An 18303-nucleotide genomic window follows, 5' to 3' on the forward strand; every position below is an offset into this window, starting at 1 on the left:
AGGTCAGGGGTCCGGCGCGCGAGATCTCCGGGACGTGGTCGCGTCAGCCGCGGAGCGCCGCCCGAGCCTCGGCGGAGGCCTCGTCTGCGGCGCGGCGCAGCGCCGCGACGTCCGGGCCGGCACGCAGCACGCCCCGCGAGGAGGACGCGAGCACCTGGCCACGGGCCGTGCCGAAGACCGCGGTGAGCTCGGCGCCACCGCCGCCCTGCGCCCCGACGCCCGGGGCGAGCAGGGGGCCGTTGACCGCGGTCAGGTCGGTGCCGGTCCGCCCGGCGGCGTCTCCGACGGTCGCGCCGACGACGAGACCGATCGATCCCATCGGGTCCGCGCCCGCGTTCAGGTCGGCCGCGTGGGCGGCCATCGTCGCGGCGACGCTCGGCCCGGCCGGCACCCCCTCGGCCGTGAGCGTGCGCGCGTGCTGCACCTCGTGGCCCTCCTTGTTGGAGGTGAGGCACAGGACGAACAGCCCCCGGCCCGACGAGAGCGCCAGGTCGACCGCGGGCGCGAGCGACCCGAACCCGAGGTACGGCGACACGGTCAGCGCGTCCCCCGCCAACGCAGAGCCGTCGCGGAGGAACGCCTCCGCGTACGCGTCCATGGTCGAGCCGATGTCGCCCCGCTTGGCGTCCACGACGACGAGCGTCCCGGCCGCCTTCGCCGCCGCGATCACGTCCTCGAGGGCCGCGACCCCGCGCGAGCCGTGCCGCTCGAAGAACGCCGCCTGCGGCTTGACCGCGGCCACGCGCCCCCCGACCGCCTCGACGACCCGGAGACCGAACTCGCGGACGCCCGCGGCGTCGTCGGGCAGGCCCCATGCCTCGAGGAGGCCGGCGTGCGGGTCGATCCCGACGCACAGGGGCCCGTGGTCGTCCATGGCCGCGGCGAGCCGCGCCCCGAACGGTGCCGTCATGCCGTCGCCCCTGCCCGACGCGCGGTGCGCTCGGCCAGGTGCTCCTGCAGGCTCCCGACGGCGAACGGCCCGGCGAGCTGCGCCTCGATGCCCTGCACCGCGGCGGAGAGCTGCTGGACGGTCGTGACGATCGGCTTGTCCGCGGCCGTCGTCGCGGCGCGGATCTCGTAGCCGTCGGCGCGGGCGCCCTGCCCGTTCGGGGTGTTGACGACCATGTCGACCTCACCCTCGGTGATGAGGTCCACGATCGTCGGCTCGCCGTCGGCCCCGTGGCCCTCGGAGTACTTGCGCACCACCGTGGCGGGGATCCCGCTGCGCCGCAGCACGACCGCGGTACCCTCGGTGGCGAGCACCTCGAAGCCCAGCTCGGTGAGGCGCTTGATCGGCAGGACGACGGACCGCTTGTCGCGGTCGGCCACCGAGACGAACACGCGCCCCGACTCGGGCAGCCCCCCGAACGCGGCGGACTGGGACTTCGCGAACGCCGTCGGGAAGTCCGCGTCGAAGCCCATCACCTCGCCCGTCGAGCGCATCTCCGGGCCGAGCACCGTGTCGACAGCCACGCCCTCGGCGGTGCGGAACCGCTTGAAGGGCAGCACCGCCTCCTTCACAGCGATCGGGTCCGTGAGGTCGATCGTCGCGCCGTCGCGGTCGGACGGCAGGACGCCCTCGGCGTGGAGGTCCGCGATGGTCTCCCCCGCCATGACACGCGCCGCAGCCTTGGCGAGCGGCACGCCCGTCGCCTTGGACACGAACGGCACGGTGCGCGACGCGCGCGGGTTGGCCTCGAGCACGTAGAGCACGTCGGAGACGAGCGCGTACTGCACGTTGAGCAGCCCGCGGACACCGACGCCCTTCGCGATGGCCTCGGTCGAGCGGCGGATCCGCTCGAGCTCGGTGACCGAGAGCGACACGGGCGGCAGGACGCACGCCGAGTCGCCCGAGTGGATGCCGGCCTCCTCGATGTGCTCCATGACGCCCCCGAGGAACATCTCGGTGCCGTCGTAGAGCGCGTCGACGTCGATCTCCATCGCGTCGTCGAGGAAGCGGTCGATGAGCAGCGGGGCGGGCAGCGAGCCCGCCGCCTGCTCGTCGGCCGCGGCGAGCGCACGCTCCACGTAGCCGGTGAGCTGCTCGGCCGAGTACACGATCTCCATGCCGCGACCGCCCAGGACGTACGACGGGCGCACGAGCACGGGGTAGCCGATCGACTCGGCGACCTCGCGGGCGCGGTCGAGCGACCGGGCCGTGCCGAACGCGGGAGCGGGGAGGCCGGCGTCGGCCAGGACCTGCCCGAACAGGCCGCGGTCCTCGGCGGCGTCGATGGCCTCGGGGCTCGTGCCGAGGATCGGCAGCCCGGCGTCGGCGAGCTTCTGCGCGAGGCTCAGCGGCGTCTGTCCGCCGAGCTGCACGATGATGCCCTTGACGGGGCCGGCGGCGAGCTCGGCCTGGTACACCTCGAGGACGTCCTCGAAGGTGAGCGGCTCGAAGTAGAGGCGGTCGGACGTGTCGTAGTCGGTCGAGACCGTCTCGGGGTTGCAGTTGACCATCACGGTCTCGTACTTGTCCGCGAGGGCGAGCGTCGCGTGCACGCACGAGTAGTCGAACTCGATGCCCTGGCCGATGCGGTTCGGTCCCGAGCCCAGGATGAGCACCGCCTCGCGCTCGCGTGGCGCGACCTCGGTCTCCTCGTCGTAGGACGAGTAGTGGTAGGGCGTGCGGGCCGCGAACTCGGCGGCGCAGGTGTCGACCGTCTTGTAGACCGGGCGGACGCCGAGCGCGTAGCGGACCTCGCGCACCGTGGCCTCGCCGGCCGGGCCGAGCCTGCGCAGGCGGGCGACCTGCGCGTCGGACAGGCCGTGACGCTTGGCCTGCGCCAGGACGTCCCGCGTGAGCGCCGGCGCGTCGGCGACCGCGGCCGCGACCTCGTTGATCAGCTGGAGCTGGTCGAGGAACCACGGGTCGATCTTGGTCGCGTCGAAGACCTGCTCGACGGTCGCGCCGGCGCGCAGCGCCTGCTGGACGCCGATGATCCGGCCCTCGGTGGGACGGGCGATCTCCTCGAGCAGCGCGTCGAGGTCCGCGCCGGAGACGGGCTCGCCGTCCCAGTGGAAGACCGAGCCCGACTTGTCGATCGAGCGCATCGCCTTGCCGAGCGCCTCGGTGAAGCTGCGGCCGAGGGCCATGGCCTCGCCGACCGACTTCATGGTCGTGGTGAGCGTCGGGTCGGCGGCCGGGAACTTCTCGAACGCGAACCGCGGCACCTTGACGACCACGTAGTCGAGCGTGGGCTCGAAGCTCGCCGGCGTGACCTTCGTGATGTCGTTGGGGATCTCGTCGAGCGTGTAGCCCACGGCGAGCTTCGCGGCGATCTTCGCGATCGGGAAGCCCGTGGCCTTCGACGCGAGCGCGGACGAGCGGGACACGCGCGGGTTCATCTCGATCACGATGACGCGGCCCGTGGCCGGGTCGACGGCGAACTGGATGTTGCAGCCGCCCGTGTCGACGCCGACCTCGCGGATCACGGCGATCGAGATGTCCCGCAGCTTCTGGTACTCGCGGTCCGTGAGCGTCAGCGCGGGAGCGACCGTGATCGAGTCGCCCGTGTGGACCCCGACCGGGTCGACGTTCTCGATCGAGCACACCACCACGACGTTGTCGTGCTTGTCGCGCATGAGCTCGAGCTCGTACTCCTTCCAGCCGAGGATCGACTCCTCCAGGAGCACCTCGGTGGTCGGCGAGTAGTGCAGGCCCTGCCCGACGATGCGGCGCAGGTCGTCCTCGTCGTACGCGATGCCGGAACCCAGCCCGCCCATCGTGAAGGACGGGCGCACGACCATCGGGTAGCCGAGCGTCTCGGCCGCGGCGATCGCCTCGGTGATCGTGTGGATGATCTCCGAGCGCGCGCTCTCCCCCCCGCACTTCTCGACGACGCCCTTGAACTGCTCGCGGTCCTCGCCCTTCTGGATCGCGGGGATGTTGGCGCCGATCAGCTCGACGTCGTACTTCTCGAGGACGCCCGCGTCGTGCAGCGCGATGGCCGCGTTGAGCGCGGTCTGGCCGCCGAGGGTCGGGAGCAGGGCGTCGGGACGCTCCTTGGCGATGATCGTCGTCAGGACGTCGGTGGTGATCGGCTCGACGTAGGTCGCGTCGGCGAACTCCGGGTCCGTCATGATCGTCGCCGGGTTCGAGTTCACGAGGACGACCCGCAGGCCCTCCTCCTTGAGCACGCGGCACGCCTGGGTGCCCGAGTAGTCGAACTCGCACGCCTGCCCGATGACGATGGGACCCGAGCCGATGACGAGGACGCTCTTGATGTCGGTTCTGCGCGGCACGGGTCAGGCCTCCTGCTCGGTCGTGCTCTGGTTCATGAGGTCGAGGAAGCGGTCGAACAGGTACGCCGCGTCGTGCGGGCCTGCCGCCGCCTCGGGGTGGTACTGCACGGAGAACGCGGGCAGGTCGAGCGCCTCGAGCCCCTCGACCACCTGGTCGTTGAGCCCGATGTGCGACACGCGCACCCGGCCGTACCGGCCGTCGTCGTAGGGCGCGGTCGACTCGCCGTCCAGCGGCGCGTCGACGGCGAAGCCGTGGTTGTGGGCGGTGACCTCGACCTTGCCGGTCGTGCGGTCCATCACGGGCTGGTTGATCCCGCGGTGCCCGTACGCCAGCTTGTACGTGCCGTAGCCGAGCGCCCGGCCGAAGATCTGGTTGCCGTAGCAGATCCCGAAGTACGGGATCTTGCGGTCCAGGACGGCGCGCAGCAGCTCGACCTCCGTGGTGGCGGCCCCGGGGTCGCCCGGCCCGTTGGAGAAGAAGACGCCGTCCGGCTGCAGCGACTCGATCGTCGCGATGTCGGTGGTGGCCGGGACGACGTGCACGCGCATGCCGCGCTCCGCCATCCGGTACGGCGTCATCGACTTGATGCCGAGGTCCACCGCGACGACCGTCGCGACCGGCTCCTGCCCGGCGTGCTCGCCGAGCGGCTCGATCGTGTACGCCTCGGTCACCGAGACCTCGGCGGCGAGGGCCGCCCCCTCCATCGCGGGAGCCGACCGGACCTCCTCGACCAGGTCCGCGACCGGACGCACACGCCCGCCCCGCACGAGGTCCTCGCCCGAGAAGATCGCGGCGCGCATCACGCCGAGCTCACGCAGGTGGCGGGTGAGCGCACGCGTGTCGACGTCGCTGATCCCGACGACGCCCTGCGCCGCGAGCTCCTCGTCGAGCGAACGGTCCGCGCGCCAGCTCGAGTACCGGCGCGCGGGGTCGCGCACCACGTACCCCGAGACCCAGATCCGGCCCGACTCGGGGTCCTCGTCGTTGACGCCGGTGTTCCCGATGTGCGGCGCCGTCATCACGACGATCTGCCGGTGGTAGGAGGGGTCGGTCAGCGTCTCCTGGTACCCGGTCATGCCGGTGTTGAAGACGATCTCCCCGACCGTCGTCCCGCGGGCGCCGTACGCACGACCCACGCTCGTGCGCCCGTCCTCGAGGACGAGCACCGCGGCGTCGGGCCCCAGGTCGGCGGGCAGCTCGTCGAGCGGCACCGTGGGAGCCGTCCGGGTTGCGGATGCGTTCACTTCTTCTCCTCCGTCGTCTCCTGCGCGGCGTCGTCCCGCGCGCCGGTCTCGGCCGCGCCCCCGGGGCGCAAGGCGTTGACCGCGTCGACCAGCAGCGGCCTGTCGGCCGCGTGCCTGGTCCTCAGTCCTGTGTCGAGCGTGACGGGGCCGTCGGTGCCGGGCGCGACCAGCCGCCACGTCACCACGACGAGCCCGTCCTTGCCCACGAACTTGCCCGCCATCCCGGGCGCCGTCTTCGCCTCCACCACGTCGGCCGCCGGCACGAACACGTCCTCGGCGCCCTCGCGCTCGACGACCACGCCGCCGTCGAAGACCTGGACGGTGGCGTTCGAGCGGAAGCCGAGGTCGTGCGACGCGACCCGGTCCAGCCAGTCTCCCGCAGTCGTGCTCGACACGTACACCGCGTCCACGGGCTGGGTCCGGGCCTCGCCCAGTGCCGCGTCGTCGGGCCGCGCGGGCACGGCCGGGACGATCGCGCGGCTGCGGCGCGACCGGCCCCGCCAGCCGAACCACATGATCGCGAGCAGCGCGGCCGCGAGGACGATCCAGATCCCGACGGCGACGGGCAGGGGCAGGTTCACCGCGCACCTCCCACGGCCGCCGCGTCCCGGACGGGCGCACCGTCGAGCACCGTGGCCCGGCCTCGCAGGAACGTCGCGACCACCCGGCCCGGAAGCTCCCGCCCCGCGAACGGGGTGTTGGCGCTCGCGGTCTCCTGCGCGCGACCGTCGACGACGCGGCGCGCGGCCGGGTCGACGAGCACGAGGTTCGCGGGCTCGCCCACCGCGAGGGGGCGGCCCTGCGCGAGCTCGCCCGTGTCGATGCGGCCGATCCGGGCCGGGTTGGCCGACATCACGCGTGCGACGTCCGCCCAGGTGAGCCGGCCGGTGTCGACCATGGTGGCCTGGACGACGCTCAAGGCCGTCTCGAGCCCGGTCATCCCGAACGCGGCCGCCGCCCACTCGCAGTCCTTGTCCTCGCGGGCGTGCGGGGCGTGGTCGGTCGCGACGATGTCGATCGTCCCGTCGGCGAGCCCCTCGCGGACGGCCTCGACGTCGGTCTGGGTGCGCAGCGGCGGGTTGACCTTGAACGTCGGGTCGTAGCCGCGCGCCTCCTCGTCGGTCAGGACGAGGTGGTGGGGCGTGACCTCGGCGGTCACGTCGATGCCGCGGCCCTTGGCCCAGCGGACGATCTCGACCGACCCGGCGGTCGACAGGTGGCACACGTGCAGGCGCGAGCCCACGTGCTCGGCGAGCAGGACGTCCCGGGCGATGATCGCCTCCTCGGCGACCGCGGGCCAGCCCGCGAGCCCCAGCTCGGCCGAGACGATCCCCTCGTTCATCTGCGCGCCCTCGGTCAGGCGGGGCTCCTGCGCGTGCTGGGCCACGACGCCGTCGAACGCCTTGACGTACTCGAGCGCCCGACGCATCAGGACCGGGTCCCAGACGCACTTGCCGTCGTCGGAGAACACCCGGACGCGGGCCGCGGACTGGGCCATCGCGCCGAGCTCGGCGAGCTGCTCCCCCGCGAGCCCGACGCTCACGGCACCGACGGGGTGCACGTCGACCCAGCCGGCGTCGCGGCCGATCCGCCACACCTGCTCGACGACGCCCGCGGTGTCCGCGACCGGTGTGGTGTTGGCCATCGCGTGGACGGCCGTGAAGCCGCCCGCCGCGGCGGAGCGGGTCCCGGACTCGATGGTCTCGGTGTCCTCGCGTCCGGGTTCGCGCAGGTGCGTGTGCAGGTCGACGAGCCCGGGCAGCGCGACGAGGTCGGCACCGTCGACGACGACCGCCTCCTCGGGCACGTCGGCCTCCGGGAGCTGCGCCTCGATGCGGGCGATCACACCGTCACGCAGGAGTACGTCCGCCCGCTCGCCCCCGAGCGGTCGCACCCCGCGGAGCACGTAGGTGGTCGTCGCGTCGTGGCTCATGCGTGGGCCTCCTCGGTCCGGGTGGTGGTCGTCGTCACGGGAACCGGCGTCGCGTCGTGCTGTCCCGTGAGCAGCAGGTAGAGCACCGCCATGCGCACCGCGACGCCGTTGGCGACCTGCTCGACGATGACCGCGCGCGGCGAGTCCGCCGCCTCCGCGGAGATCTCGAGGCCACGGTTCATCGGGCCGGGGTGCATGACGATCGTGTGCTCGGGCAGGATCGCGAGGCGTCGGGCGTCGAGCCCGTAGGCGCGCGAGTACTCGAGCGGGCTCGGGAAGAACCCGCCGCCCGACGAGCTCATGCGCTCGCGCTGGACGCGGAGCATCATCACGGCGTCGGGCTTGCCGTCGGCGAGCGTCGCGTCGAGGTCGTAGGACACCTCGCAGGGCCAGGTGTCGACGCCGACCGGCACGAGCGTGGGCGGTGCCACGAGCGTGACGTGCGCGCCGAGCGTCGTCAGGAGCGCGACGTTCGACCGCGCGACCCGCGAGTGCAGGACGTCCCCGACGATCGCGACGTGCAGGCCGTCGAGGTCGGCACCGACGCCCGACGTCGCACCCAGGGCCGGGTCGCCGGCCAGGTGGCGGCGCAGCGTGAACGCGTCGAGCAGCGCCTGCGTGGGGTGCTGGTGGGTGCCGTCGCCCGCGTTCACGACGGCGGCGTCCAGCCACCCGGCGTGCGCGAGCAGGTGCGGGGCGCCCGAGGCCTGGTGGCGGACCACGACGGCGTCGGCGCCCATGGCCTGGAGCGTGAGAGCGGTGTCCTTGAGGGACTCGCCCTTGGACACGCTCGAGCCCTTGGCCGAGAAGTTGATGACATCGGCCGACAGGCGCTTCGCGGCCGTCTCGAAGGAGATCCGGGTCCGGGTCGAGTCCTCGAAGAAGAGGTTCACGACGGTGCGACCGCGCAGCGTGGGCAGCTTCTTGATCTCGCGGGACTGCGTCGCGGCCATCTCGGCGGCCGTGTCGAGGACGTGCACGGCCTCGGCGCGCGTGAGGTCCGCAGCGGACAGCAGGTGCTTCATCGGTGGCCCTCCGTCGGGGTCGTCGCGGCGGGCTGGATGACGACCGCGTCCTCGCCGTCGAGCTCGGCGAGCCGGACGCGTACGCGCTCGGTGTGCGAGGTCGGCAGGTTCTTGCCCACGAAGTCGGGGCGGATGGGGAGCTCGCGGTGGCCCCGGTCGACGAGCGTCGCGAGCTGCACGGCGCGGGGACGGCCGAGGTCGCTGATCGCGTCGAGTGCGGCGCGGATGGTCCGGCCCGAGTAGAGGACATCGTCGACGAGGACCACGACCTTGCCGTCGACGCCCCCCGGGGGCAGCTGGGTACGGCCGATCGTGCGGGTCGGGTGGTCGCGCAGGTCGTCGCGGTACATCGTCACGTCGAGCTCGCCGGCGGGCGCGATGGGGTCGGCGCTGCCGGGGTCGGTGGCCGCGATGGCGGTCAGGCGCTCGACCAGCCGGTGCGCGAGGGGGACGCCCCGCGTGGGGATCCCGAGGAGCACGACGTCGCCCGTGCCCTTGTTGCGCTCGACGATCTCGTGCGCGATGCGGGTCAGCGCCCGCTGGATCTCGGTGGGACCGAGGACCACAGTGCCCGTGGTCGGCACGGCAGACGTGCTCGTGCCGTCATGCCTCAGGTCATGACTCATGAAGACCTCCTTCCCCGCCTCCCGGACGGGTGTTAAAGGAACGTCGGTGGGTATTCAGGTGAAGGGCGCGCTGCGCCGTCGGCCAGTCTACCGGAGGGCGTGCACGATCTCGCCCGACCACGCCCCGGCGCTCGTGAGGCTCGTCACGGAACCTCACGCCCTCGACGGGTCGACGGCCCCCTGCAGGACCTGGGCGAGCACAGGGTGCTTCACCTCGGGCGGGAGCGCCTCGACGGTCGCCATGACGACGGCGAGATCCTCGGGCAGGCCCTCGGCGAGGACCCGCTCGGCGAGGGTCGGGTCGGGCGCGGCGGGCGGCATCCCCCGCACCTCGTCAGCGCCGGCACGCAGCGCCTGCACGAGCTCGTCGGCCACCCGCTCGGTGACCGGCGTGACCGTCAGGTGTGCCGTCCTCGGAAGGCGCGTGCCGTCGTCCTGCGTCAGGGCGGGCTGCGCCTGCAGCAGGAACCCGCGCCGCCGCACGGCGTCGACGAGCAGGAACGGGTCCACGCGCCGCCCCGCGGGCGCGGCGTCGTCGGCGGCGAGCGCGACCAGCGGCCCCTCCGGTCGCCCGACGACGCGCAGACCCTCGATCTGCTCGCCGGCGTCGACCAGGACCCGGGTCGCGCGCCGGGTGCGGGCCACGAGCCGGGCGAAGCCCTCGGTGCCGAGCGTGCGCGTGATCGCCCACGCCGCCGCCATGGGACCGGCGGCCCGCGAGCCGAGCACCGTCGGGTTGACCACGGGGTATCCCGGCCACGCCGACGTCACGAAGTACTGCGCGAGGTGGCGCTCCCGGCCCCGGTACAGGACGACCGACGCGCCCTTCGGTGCGTAGCCGTACTTGTGCAGGTCCGCCGACATCGACGTCACCCCGGGGACGGCGAGGTCCCAGCGGGGTAGAGCTCGCTCCCCCGGCTCCCCCCACCACGGCAGCACCCAGCCGCCCAGGCACGCGTCCACGTGGCAGGCGACGCCCCGCTCGGCGGCGCCCGCCGCCACCTGTGCCACGGGGTCGAGCACCCCGAACGGGTACGACGGCGCGCTCACGACGACGAGCGCGGTGCGATCGTCGACCTCGGCGAGCAGGCGGTCGGCGTCGAACGTGCCCGTGGCCGGGTCGACCGGGACGCTCACCAGGTCGAGGTCCAGGTAGGCGGCCGCCTTGTGGAACGCGGGGTGCGCCGTCGTCGGGGCGACCAGACGCGGGCGGGCCTGCGCCCGCGCCGGATCCTCTGCACGCCACACGTCGCGCGCCGACTTCACAGCGAGCAGGCACGACTCCGTGCCGCCGGACGTGACCGAGCCCACCACGTCGTCGCCGCCGTGCAGCACCTCGCGCGCGAGCGCGACCAGGTCACGCTCGAGGGTCGCGACCGACCGGAACGTCGTCGGGTCGAGCCCGTTGACCGGCAGGAACAGGCGCACCGCCTCCGCCGCCAGCTCGTCGAGCGCCGCATCCCCCGGGTCGTACACGTACGACAGCACCCGACCACCGTGCGTGGGCGGGTCCTCGTCGCGCAGCCGCCCGAGCTCCGCGAGCACCTCGGATGCAGCCGCAGCACCGACGACGGACGGGACGGGCGAGGGGACGCTCATGCGGGCTCCTGAGAGGTGGGGGCGTCGACCACCGCGGCCGACAGCGGATAGCGGGACAACGGCACCAGGCTGAGCAGCGTGAGCGCCGCGGGCAGCACGGTGAACGCGAGCACCACCCCGAGCCGGGCGCTCGCGGGCTGCGCGACCGCCTCGGTCGCGGTGTGCGAGACGAAGCCGGTGACGGCGAGGATCCCGAGGACGAGCGTCGGGCCGAGCGCGAGGCCGGCGGTCTCCCCCGCGGTCCAGACGCCGCTGAGGATGCCGGCCCGCTCGGCGCCGCGCTCGCGGGCGTCGACGGCGATCACGTCGGGAAGCATGGCGAGCGGGTAGAGCTGCATGCCCGCGTACGCGACGCCCGCGGCGGCGACGGGCGCGTAGACCCAGGCGCCGGGAGCCCAGTGCATCGGAAGGAGGGCGAGCGCGGCCGCGGCGAACAGCACCGTGGACCCGACCAGGGCCCGCCGCTTCCCGACCCGGCGCGCGACCCGGGTCGCGAGCGGCATGACGAGGAGCGCGGGCGCGACGAGCGCCGCGAACAGGAACGTCACGTCCGTCTCGTCGCCGAGGGTGTACGTCGCGACGTACTGCGCGCCGGCGAGCATCCCTCCGGTGGCCAGTGCCTGGAGCACGAAGACGGCGACCAGGCGCCGGAACGCCGCCACCTCGGCGATCGCAGCGACCCCCGTCCGGAGGTGCGCCGCGACGTGGCGGACGCGACCCGGAGAGGAGGGGGTGGCGGGTCGTGGTGGTACCGAGGCGGATCGCGTCCCACGCCTGGGCGCCCCCCACCAGGCGCCCAGCATCCCCAGCCCGAGCACCACGCCGCACACGACGCCCATGAGCAGGTAGCCGGGCCGCCCTCCACCGGCGCCGTCGCGCAGAGCCGGTCCACCTGCTCCGAAGGCGAGGATCGCGACGGCGAGCACGGCGATACGGGGCGCGACGAGTCGCGTCCGGGTCGTGTAGTCGGGCGCGATCTCGGCGGGGAGCGCGATGTAGGGCACCTGGAACACGGAGTAGGCGGTCGCGGCGAGGAGGAACGTCACGACGACCCACCCCGCCGCGCCGCCACCCGTCAGGGCGGCGGGGACGGCGAAGACGGCCGCGAACAGGAACGGGAGCGTGAGCGCGCCCGTGAGCAGGAAGGGGCGGCGGGTCCCGCGGCGCGCGGCCGACGTGTCCGACGCGGCGCCGATCGCGGGGGCGAGGAGCACGTCCCAGACCTTGGGGACCGTCACGACGAGGCTCGCCAACCCGGCCGAGACACCGAGCGTGTCGGTGAGGTAGTACGCGAGCACCAGCCCCGGCAGGGTCCCGAAGCCCCCGGTACCGACCGAGCCGGACGCATACCCGACGATCGCGCGACGGGACAGGACGGGCGCGACCGAAGGGCCGCTCGTCGGCTGGGGCTGCGGTGACGTCGTCGGCACCCGAGCATGATGCCTGACGGGAGCCGGCCGGCGAAAACGACGGAGCCCCCGCTCCGCACGGTGGGTGCGGCCCGGGGGCTCCGGAACGAGCAGGGGCGTCAGGCCCGCAGGGTGGGGCCGAGCTCGGCGACCCGGGCCAGCAGCCCGTTGACGAACGACGGCGACTCGTCGGTCGACAGCGACGTCGCGAGCGACACGGCCTCGTCGAGCGCGACGCCGTCGGGGACGTCGTCGTTGTAGAGGATCTCCCAGACGCCGACGCGGAGGATCGCGCGGTCCACGACCGGCATCCGCTCGATCGTCCAGCCGTGCGAGTAGGTCGAGAGGACCTCGTCGATGCGCTCGCGGTGCTCGTCCACGCCCTCGACGATCTCGACCGCGTACTGCGGCAGGGACGCCTGCGTGCCCGGCTCGGAGACGCGCTCCGACAGCATGGTGACCGGCGCGATGCCGCGCGAGTCCGCCTCGTAGAGGACGTCGACCGCGCGCTTGCGTGCCTTGCTGCGCGCTGCCACGTCAGTCGTTCACGCGGCCGAGGTACGACCCATCGCGGGTGTCGACCTTGACCTTCGTGCCGGCCTCGAGGAAGAGCGGGACCTGGATGGTCGCACCGGTCTCGAGGGTCGCGGGCTTGGTGCCGCCCGTCGAGCGGTCGCCCTGCAGGCCGGGCTCGGTGTACGTGACCTCGAGGACCACGGAGGCGGGGAGCTCGACGAACAGCGGCGAGCCGTCGTGCGTCGCGACGATCGCGTTCTGGTTCTCGAGCATGTAGTCCGACGCGCTGCCGACCGTGGTGGCCGCGACCGGGAGCTGGTCGTAGGTGACGGTGTCCATGAAGATGAAGTCGTCGCCGTCGCGGTACAGGTACTGCATGTCGCGCTTGTCGACGTTCGCCGTCTCGATCTTCGCGCCGGCGTTGAACGTCCTGTCGACCACCTTGCCCGAGAGCACGTTCTTGAGCTTCGTGCGGACGAACGCGCCGCCCTTGCCGGGCTTGACGTGCTGGAACTCGATGACGGTCCAGAGCTGGCCGTCCAGGTTGAGCACGGTGCCGTTCTTGATGTCGTTGGTGGTCGCCACGTTCTGCTTCCTGAGTCGGGGGTGAGGGCCGCTGCGGCCCGTCGGGTCTGAGCTCGGGCGCGAACCCGAGAAAAAGCCCAGGCAATCTTACCTGACGAGCCCGTTCAGCCACAGACCGAGCAGCCCGGCCGCGCCCGCCCACGCGAGCGAGGCGAGGGTGCCGATGACGAACCGCTCCGAGACTCCGGGGTTGTCGCGGATCTCGGGGTAGCGCCCGAGGCCCTTGACAGCGACGACCACCGCGACCCCGGCGGGGAATCCCGCCAGCAGGCAGCCGGTCACGGCGAGCCGCTCGAGGATGCCGATCCAGGTGCCGCCGCGAAGCACCGCCGCAGCGTCGGGGGCCTCGGGCGAGGGCGCGGCGTCGGCACTCCCGCTCGCCTCGCTCGCGGACGTGCGGCCGGCGGCCCGCAGGACCGCCGGGACGACGACGAGGCCTCCGAGCACGCTCACTGCGAGCAGCCCCACCGAGATGCCGGCGACGGCGAGGGCCTGGCCGGCGCTCATGCGCTGACACCTGTGCCGCTCACGTCAGCCTCCTCGAGCAGCCGTGCCGCGAGCGGACGCGCCGCGGCTTCCTCGGGCCACATGCTAGCCCGCACCCGCTGGCTGACCGCCTGCGCCGACACGCCCAGGCGGGCGGCGGCGGCACGCTGGCTGAGGCCCGCCGCCACGAGGTCGACGGCCTCCCAGCCGGCATCGGTCCGACGCGCGGCGACGCTCGCGAGAAGCTGGAGCACGGCCTCGGCGTCGGCCGCTCGCTCGGCCGCGGACCCGCCGTCGTCCCCCACGACGGCGACCGGGAGCTCGCCCGCGCGACGCTTGGCCCGCTCGACCGCCTCGCGAGCCCGGACGAACGCCGCGCCCGAGCCCTCGCGCGTGCTCGCGGGCAGCGGCTCGTCGACCGGTCCGACGCCGACCCCCACGCTCCACTCCCCCAGCCGGGCGACCCGCAGGACGACGTCGAGGACCGTGGGCGCGTCGTCGAGCACGCCCTGGACCTCGTCGCCGACCGTGCGGTCGAACCCGAGCACGACGCCCGGGGCGCCTGCGCCCGGCAGCGCGCCGAGCAGCTCCGGGACCCGGTCGCCACGGCGGCGACTGGCACGTTGGTCGATCGTCAGGACCCACATGCCACAAGGTTATGCCCTTGATTCTGAAGAATCAAGCCTCAGGCCTTTACTCCGGGGAGACCAGGCTCACGCCTTGGCGACGACCGCCAGCAGCGCCAGCCGGTACGAGTCGAAGCCGAACCCCGCCACCGTGCCGGTCGCCACCGGCCCGATCACCGACGTGTGCCGGAACTCCTCGCGCGCCATCGGGTTCGAGATGTGCACCTCGACCAGCACCAGGCCCGCCTTCGTGACCATCGCCGCCGCGTCCCGCAACGAGTAGGAGTAGTGCGTGAACGCCGCCGGGTTCAGCACCACGTGCGCGCCCGAGTCCACGGCCTCGTACAACCAGTGCACGAGCTCGGCCTCGTCGTCCGTCTGCCGCACCTCGGCGCCCACACCCAGCTCGTCCGACCACCCAGCCACCTGCTCCCGCAGGTCGGCGAGACTCAGCGCCCCGTACACGTCGGGCTCCCTCACCCCCAGGCGACCCAGGTTCGGACCGTTCAGCACCAGCACGCGCGTCATGCTCCCGAGGGTAGCGGGCCGTAGCATGCGCTCGTGCCCGCACGCAGCGCCGCCCGGACCCCACGCCCCTCGCCCGACGACGCGAGCGGCGCGCCCGCACCACCGCACCTCCGGCGCCAGGTCACCGCCTGGTCGCTGTGGGACTGGGGCGGAGCCGCGTTCAACGCTGTCGTCACGACCTTCGTCTTCACCCCCTGGCTCACCAGCGACACCTTCGTCGAGGCCGGCAAGGACGTCGACGCCGTCACCGCCCGACACTCGGCATGGCTCGGCTGGGGCCTCACCGTCGCCGGCGTCCTCATCGCCGTCCTCGCCCCCGCGCTCGGAGCGCTCGCCGACCGGTCCGGGCGTCGCAAGCTCTGGCTCGGCGCCAACTCGGCCGTCGTCTTCGTGACGATGCTCGCGCTCTGGTTCGTCGAGCCCGTCCCCGGCCACCTCTCGCGCGCCGTCGTGCTCGGCGTCGTCCTGCTCTCCGTCGGGAACGTGTTCTACGAGCTCGCTGGCGTCGCGTACAACGCGCTGCTCCTGCAGATCTCGACGCCGCGCACCATCGGCCGGATCAGCGGCATCGGCTGGGGCGCCGGGTACGTCGGCGGGATCGTCCTGCTGCTGATCCTCTTCGTCGGGTTCATCAACCCCGACGTCGGCTGGTTCGGGGTGACCGACGACCACGGCCTCGACTTCCGGGTCTCCATGGTGATCGCCGCGCTCTGGTTCGGGATCTTCGCGATCCCCGTGCTCGTCGTCGTGCAGGAGCGCCGGAAGCCACCGTTCACCGGCGGGGTGAGCGAGCCGGCCGCTGCGGAGACCGCCGCGACCGGACACGGCGCGCGCCGGGCGCGCGGGCTCGGCGCCGTCGCCGCCGCCTATCGTCAGCTCTTCCGCGACCTCGCCCGCCTCTGGCGTACCAGCCGCTCCACGCTCGGTTTCCTCGTCGCGAGCGCGGTCTTCCGGGACGGTCTCGCCGGGGTCTTCACCTTCGGCGCCGTGATCGCGTCCGGCACGTTCGGGTTCAGCTCGAGCGAGGTCATCGTCTTCGCGATCGCAGCCAACGTCGTCGCCGGGATCTGCACCGTCAGCGCGGGCTGGCTCGACGACCGCATCGGGCCACGACGGGTCGTGATCGGGTCGCTCGTCGGGCTCGTCGTCGCCGGGACCGCGGTGTTCGTCCTGCACGACGGAGGCCAGACGCCCTTCTGGATCTTCGGTCTCCTGCTGTCCGCGTTCGTCGGGCCGGCGCAGTCAGCGAGCCGGGCCCTGCTCGGGCGCCTCGCCGAGCCCGGTCGCGAGACCGAGATCTTCGGGCTCTACGCCACGACCGGGCGGGCCGCGAGCTTCCTCGCGCCGTTCGCGTTCTCGACGCTGGTGTCACTCACCGGCCACCAGTACTGGGGCATCCTCGGCATCGTCGCCGTGCTGGTCCTCGGGCTCGTCCTGCTCCTGCTCGTACGTCTCCCGCGCGGCCGCGGGATCGGTGGTCTCCGGGACGTCGACAGCGCCGGGGCGACCGCGTGAGCGGGGCGCCGATGTGGAGGCCCGACGACGAGCTCGGCGACGCCTTCCAGGTCGCCACGCTCCCCGCCCCGGGCGCCGCCCGAGCGGGCACCCGCGGCCACGGTGGCGCCGTGCCACCGCGCATCACCCTCGTCCGCGCGTCCCGCGGCCGCCTCGGGGGTGAGGACGGGGCCGGGCCGCGCGCCGTCGTCCTGCACGTGCACGGGTACAACGACTACTTCTTCCAGCGCCACCTCGCGCAGACCCTCGCCGCGGCCGGCTACGCGTTCGTCGCCGCTGACCTGCGCCGAGCGGGCCGGTCCTGGCGCCCGGGCGAGGTCCCTCACTACGTCGACGACCTCCACGAGCACGCCGCCGACCTCGCGCTCGCCGCGGCCGCCGCGCGCGCCCTGCATCCCGACGTCCCGCTCGTCGTCCACGCGCACTCCACGGGGGGCCTCACCGCGTCGCTCTGGGCACACTCCGTCCGTCGGAACGACGGCCCCGACCTGCTCGTCCTCGACAGCCCGTTCCTCGACCTACGGTCGAGCTGGTTCAACCGGACCGTCGGGACACGGCTGCTCGACGCCGTCGGGCCGTACGCGGCGCTGCGCCCCATGACGAGCGCGCCCTCGGTCTACGCGGCGCACCAGCACGTGGAGGGCGGCGGTCGGTGGGAGTTCGACAGGACGCTGAAGCGGCCCGAAGGCCTCCCGGTCAGGGCGGGCTGGCTGCGCGCGGTGCGTCGCGGCCAGGCGCGGGTCGCACGCGGGCTCGAGATCGCGGCACCCGTGCTCGCCGCCCGGTCGGCGCGTTCCGGACCCGACCGCGAGGACAACCCCGACCTCGACCGTGAGGACACCGTGCTCGACGTCCGCTCGATCGCCCGGCTCGCTCCTCGCCTCGGGCGGGACGTGACCGACCTCGTCGTCGACGGTGGGGTCCACGACCTGACGCTGTCCGCCGACGGACCACGCGGCGTCTATCTCGACGCCATGCTCGCGTGGCTCGACTCACGGCTGGAGGCGGCCCGATGACGACGACGCCGTACCTCGACGCGCCCTTCCTGGCGCTCGCCCACCGCGGGTTCTCGCTCGACGGGCTCGAGAACTCGCTCCGCGCGTTCGAGGCTGCGCGCGAGCTCGGGTTCCGGTACGTCGAGACGGACGCGCACGGGACGACCGACGGCGTCGCGGTCGCGCTGCACGACGCCACGCTCGACCGGACCACGGACGCGCGCGGTGTCGTCGCCGAGCTGCCCTGGGACGTCGTCCGGCGCGCCCGGATCGGCGGGGTCGAGCCCGTGCCGCGGCTCGACGACCTCCTCGGCACCTGGCCCGACCTGCGGGTCAACATCGACGTCAAGGGCGAGTCCGGGGTGCTGCCCGTTGCCGAGGCCGTCGAGCGGACGCGCGCGCACGACCGGGTGTGCGTGACGTCGTTCTCGGTCGCCAGACGGCGCGCAACGGTCGCGCGGCTGAGCCGTCCGGTCGCGACGTCGGCCGGGCAGGGCGAGGTGGTGCGGTTCCTGCTGGCCGCGCGCGTGCGGTCGCTACCTGGGGTGCGACGCGCCCTGCGGGACGTCGACTGCCTCCAGGTCCCGGCGGCTCAGGGCCCGGTGCGCGTCGTCGATGCGCGGACCCTCGCCGCGGCGCACCGGACGGGCCGGCAGGTCCACGTCTGGACGGTCGACGACCCCGCCGAGATGCGGCGGCTGATCGACCTGGGCGTCGACGGGATCGTCACGAACCGCGCCGACCTGCTCCGTGACGTCCTCGCCGAGCGAGGCCTCGCCCCCTGACCCCGCCCCATCCCACCCACTCACCCGCCCACCCATCCCCCCGAAGTAGTACGGCCGCCGGTATACCTCGCGAGGTATACCGGCGGCCGTACTACTTCGCGGTCGTTTCGAGCGGGCCTGGGCCACGGCGCACCTGTGGATTTCCTGCTCCGTCCACAACGGACGGTGTACGCGCCGCATACGCC

Annotated in this window: 17 protein-coding genes; 3 read left to right on the forward strand and 14 right to left on the reverse strand. The window is 73.5% G+C overall.

Going from position 1 to position 18303, the window contains the following annotated elements:
* Positions 1-43: 43 nt before the first annotated feature.
* From pyrF to KDY119_RS09245, 14 genes are all read right to left on the reverse strand, one after another.
* Positions 44-910, reverse strand: a complete 867-nt coding sequence (pyrF, locus tag KDY119_RS09180) for an orotidine-5'-phosphate decarboxylase (protein WP_153022229.1) — start codon at positions 908-910, stop codon at positions 44-46.
* Positions 907-4245, reverse strand: a complete 3339-nt coding sequence (gene carB, locus KDY119_RS09185; protein WP_036950153.1) for a carbamoyl-phosphate synthase large subunit — start codon at positions 4243-4245, stop codon at positions 907-909. Before carB ends, pyrF begins: the two co-directional genes overlap by 4 nt.
* Positions 4246-4248: 3 nt before the next feature.
* On the reverse strand, positions 4249-5442 hold the full coding sequence (gene carA / locus KDY119_RS09190; protein WP_425562838.1) for a glutamine-hydrolyzing carbamoyl-phosphate synthase small subunit: 1194 nt from the start codon (positions 5440-5442) through the stop codon (positions 4249-4251).
* A 44-nt stretch (positions 5443-5486) separates the two neighbouring features.
* The gene (locus KDY119_RS09195; protein WP_051136543.1) at positions 5487-6071 is read right to left on the reverse strand and encodes a PH-like domain-containing protein; all 585 of its coding nucleotides are present in this window, start codon (positions 6069-6071) and stop codon (positions 5487-5489) included.
* The gene (locus tag KDY119_RS09200) at positions 6068-7423 is read right to left on the reverse strand and encodes a dihydroorotase (RefSeq protein ID WP_036950152.1); all 1356 of its coding nucleotides are present in this window, start codon (positions 7421-7423) and stop codon (positions 6068-6070) included. Before KDY119_RS09200 ends, KDY119_RS09195 begins: the two co-directional genes overlap by 4 nt.
* The gene (locus tag KDY119_RS09205) at positions 7420-8448 is read right to left on the reverse strand and encodes an aspartate carbamoyltransferase catalytic subunit (RefSeq protein WP_036950151.1); all 1029 of its coding nucleotides are present in this window, start codon (positions 8446-8448) and stop codon (positions 7420-7422) included. The genes KDY119_RS09200 and KDY119_RS09205 overlap by 4 nt, the downstream gene beginning before the upstream one ends.
* Positions 8445-9074, reverse strand: a complete 630-nt coding sequence (pyrR, locus tag KDY119_RS09210; RefSeq protein ID WP_051136542.1) for a bifunctional pyr operon transcriptional regulator/uracil phosphoribosyltransferase PyrR — start codon at positions 9072-9074, stop codon at positions 8445-8447. Before pyrR ends, KDY119_RS09205 begins: the two co-directional genes overlap by 4 nt.
* 153 nt (positions 9075-9227) lie before the next feature.
* Positions 9228-10673: a pyridoxal phosphate-dependent decarboxylase family protein gene (locus KDY119_RS09215; protein ID WP_153022230.1), complete on the reverse strand. Its 1446-nt coding sequence runs from the start codon at positions 10671-10673 to the stop codon at positions 9228-9230.
* Positions 10670-12103, reverse strand: coding sequence for an MFS transporter (locus KDY119_RS09220; RefSeq protein ID WP_227994593.1), 1434 nt, complete (start codon positions 12101-12103; stop codon positions 10670-10672). Before KDY119_RS09220 ends, KDY119_RS09215 begins: the two co-directional genes overlap by 4 nt.
* A 98-nt stretch (positions 12104-12201) precedes the next feature.
* Complete coding sequence (gene nusB / locus KDY119_RS09225; protein WP_036950147.1) at positions 12202-12618, reverse strand: transcription antitermination factor NusB; 417 nt, start codon at positions 12616-12618, stop codon at positions 12202-12204.
* A gap of 1 nt (position 12619) precedes the next feature.
* Positions 12620-13183, reverse strand: coding sequence for an elongation factor P (gene efp / locus KDY119_RS09230; RefSeq protein WP_036950145.1), 564 nt, complete (start codon positions 13181-13183; stop codon positions 12620-12622).
* Positions 13184-13270: 87 nt separating this feature from the next.
* Positions 13271-13690, reverse strand: a complete 420-nt coding sequence (locus KDY119_RS09235) for a hypothetical protein (protein WP_036950143.1) — start codon at positions 13688-13690, stop codon at positions 13271-13273.
* Positions 13687-14316, reverse strand: coding sequence for a hypothetical protein (locus KDY119_RS09240; protein WP_036950142.1), 630 nt, complete (start codon positions 14314-14316; stop codon positions 13687-13689). The genes KDY119_RS09235 and KDY119_RS09240 overlap by 4 nt, the downstream gene beginning before the upstream one ends.
* A 66-nt stretch (positions 14317-14382) precedes the next feature.
* Positions 14383-14823: a type II 3-dehydroquinate dehydratase gene (locus KDY119_RS09245; RefSeq protein WP_036950140.1), complete on the reverse strand. Its 441-nt coding sequence runs from the start codon at positions 14821-14823 to the stop codon at positions 14383-14385.
* Between the two features lie 33 nt (positions 14824-14856).
* Here KDY119_RS09245 and KDY119_RS09250 point away from each other — a divergent pair, with 33 nt between their 5' ends.
* Genes KDY119_RS09250 through KDY119_RS09260 form a run of 3 tightly spaced genes read left to right on the forward strand, consistent with a single transcriptional unit; the run spans position 14857 to position 18118 of the window.
* Positions 14857-16338: an MFS transporter gene (locus KDY119_RS09250; RefSeq protein ID WP_153022231.1), complete on the forward strand. Its 1482-nt coding sequence runs from the start codon at positions 14857-14859 to the stop codon at positions 16336-16338.
* Positions 16339-16349: 11 nt separating this feature from the next.
* Positions 16350-17354 (forward strand): alpha/beta fold hydrolase, encoded by a 1005-nt coding sequence (locus KDY119_RS09255; RefSeq protein ID WP_153022232.1) that lies wholly within the window; start codon positions 16350-16352, stop codon positions 17352-17354.
* Positions 17351-18118, forward strand: coding sequence for a glycerophosphodiester phosphodiesterase (locus tag KDY119_RS09260; protein WP_036950129.1), 768 nt, complete (start codon positions 17351-17353; stop codon positions 18116-18118). The genes KDY119_RS09255 and KDY119_RS09260 overlap by 4 nt, the downstream gene beginning before the upstream one ends.
* The last annotated feature ends 185 nt before the right edge of the window (positions 18119-18303 follow it).

Source organism: Luteimicrobium xylanilyticum (genome assembly GCF_009429125.1).
Classification (GTDB): Bacteria; Actinomycetota; Actinomycetes; order Actinomycetales; family Cellulomonadaceae; genus Luteimicrobium; species Luteimicrobium xylanilyticum.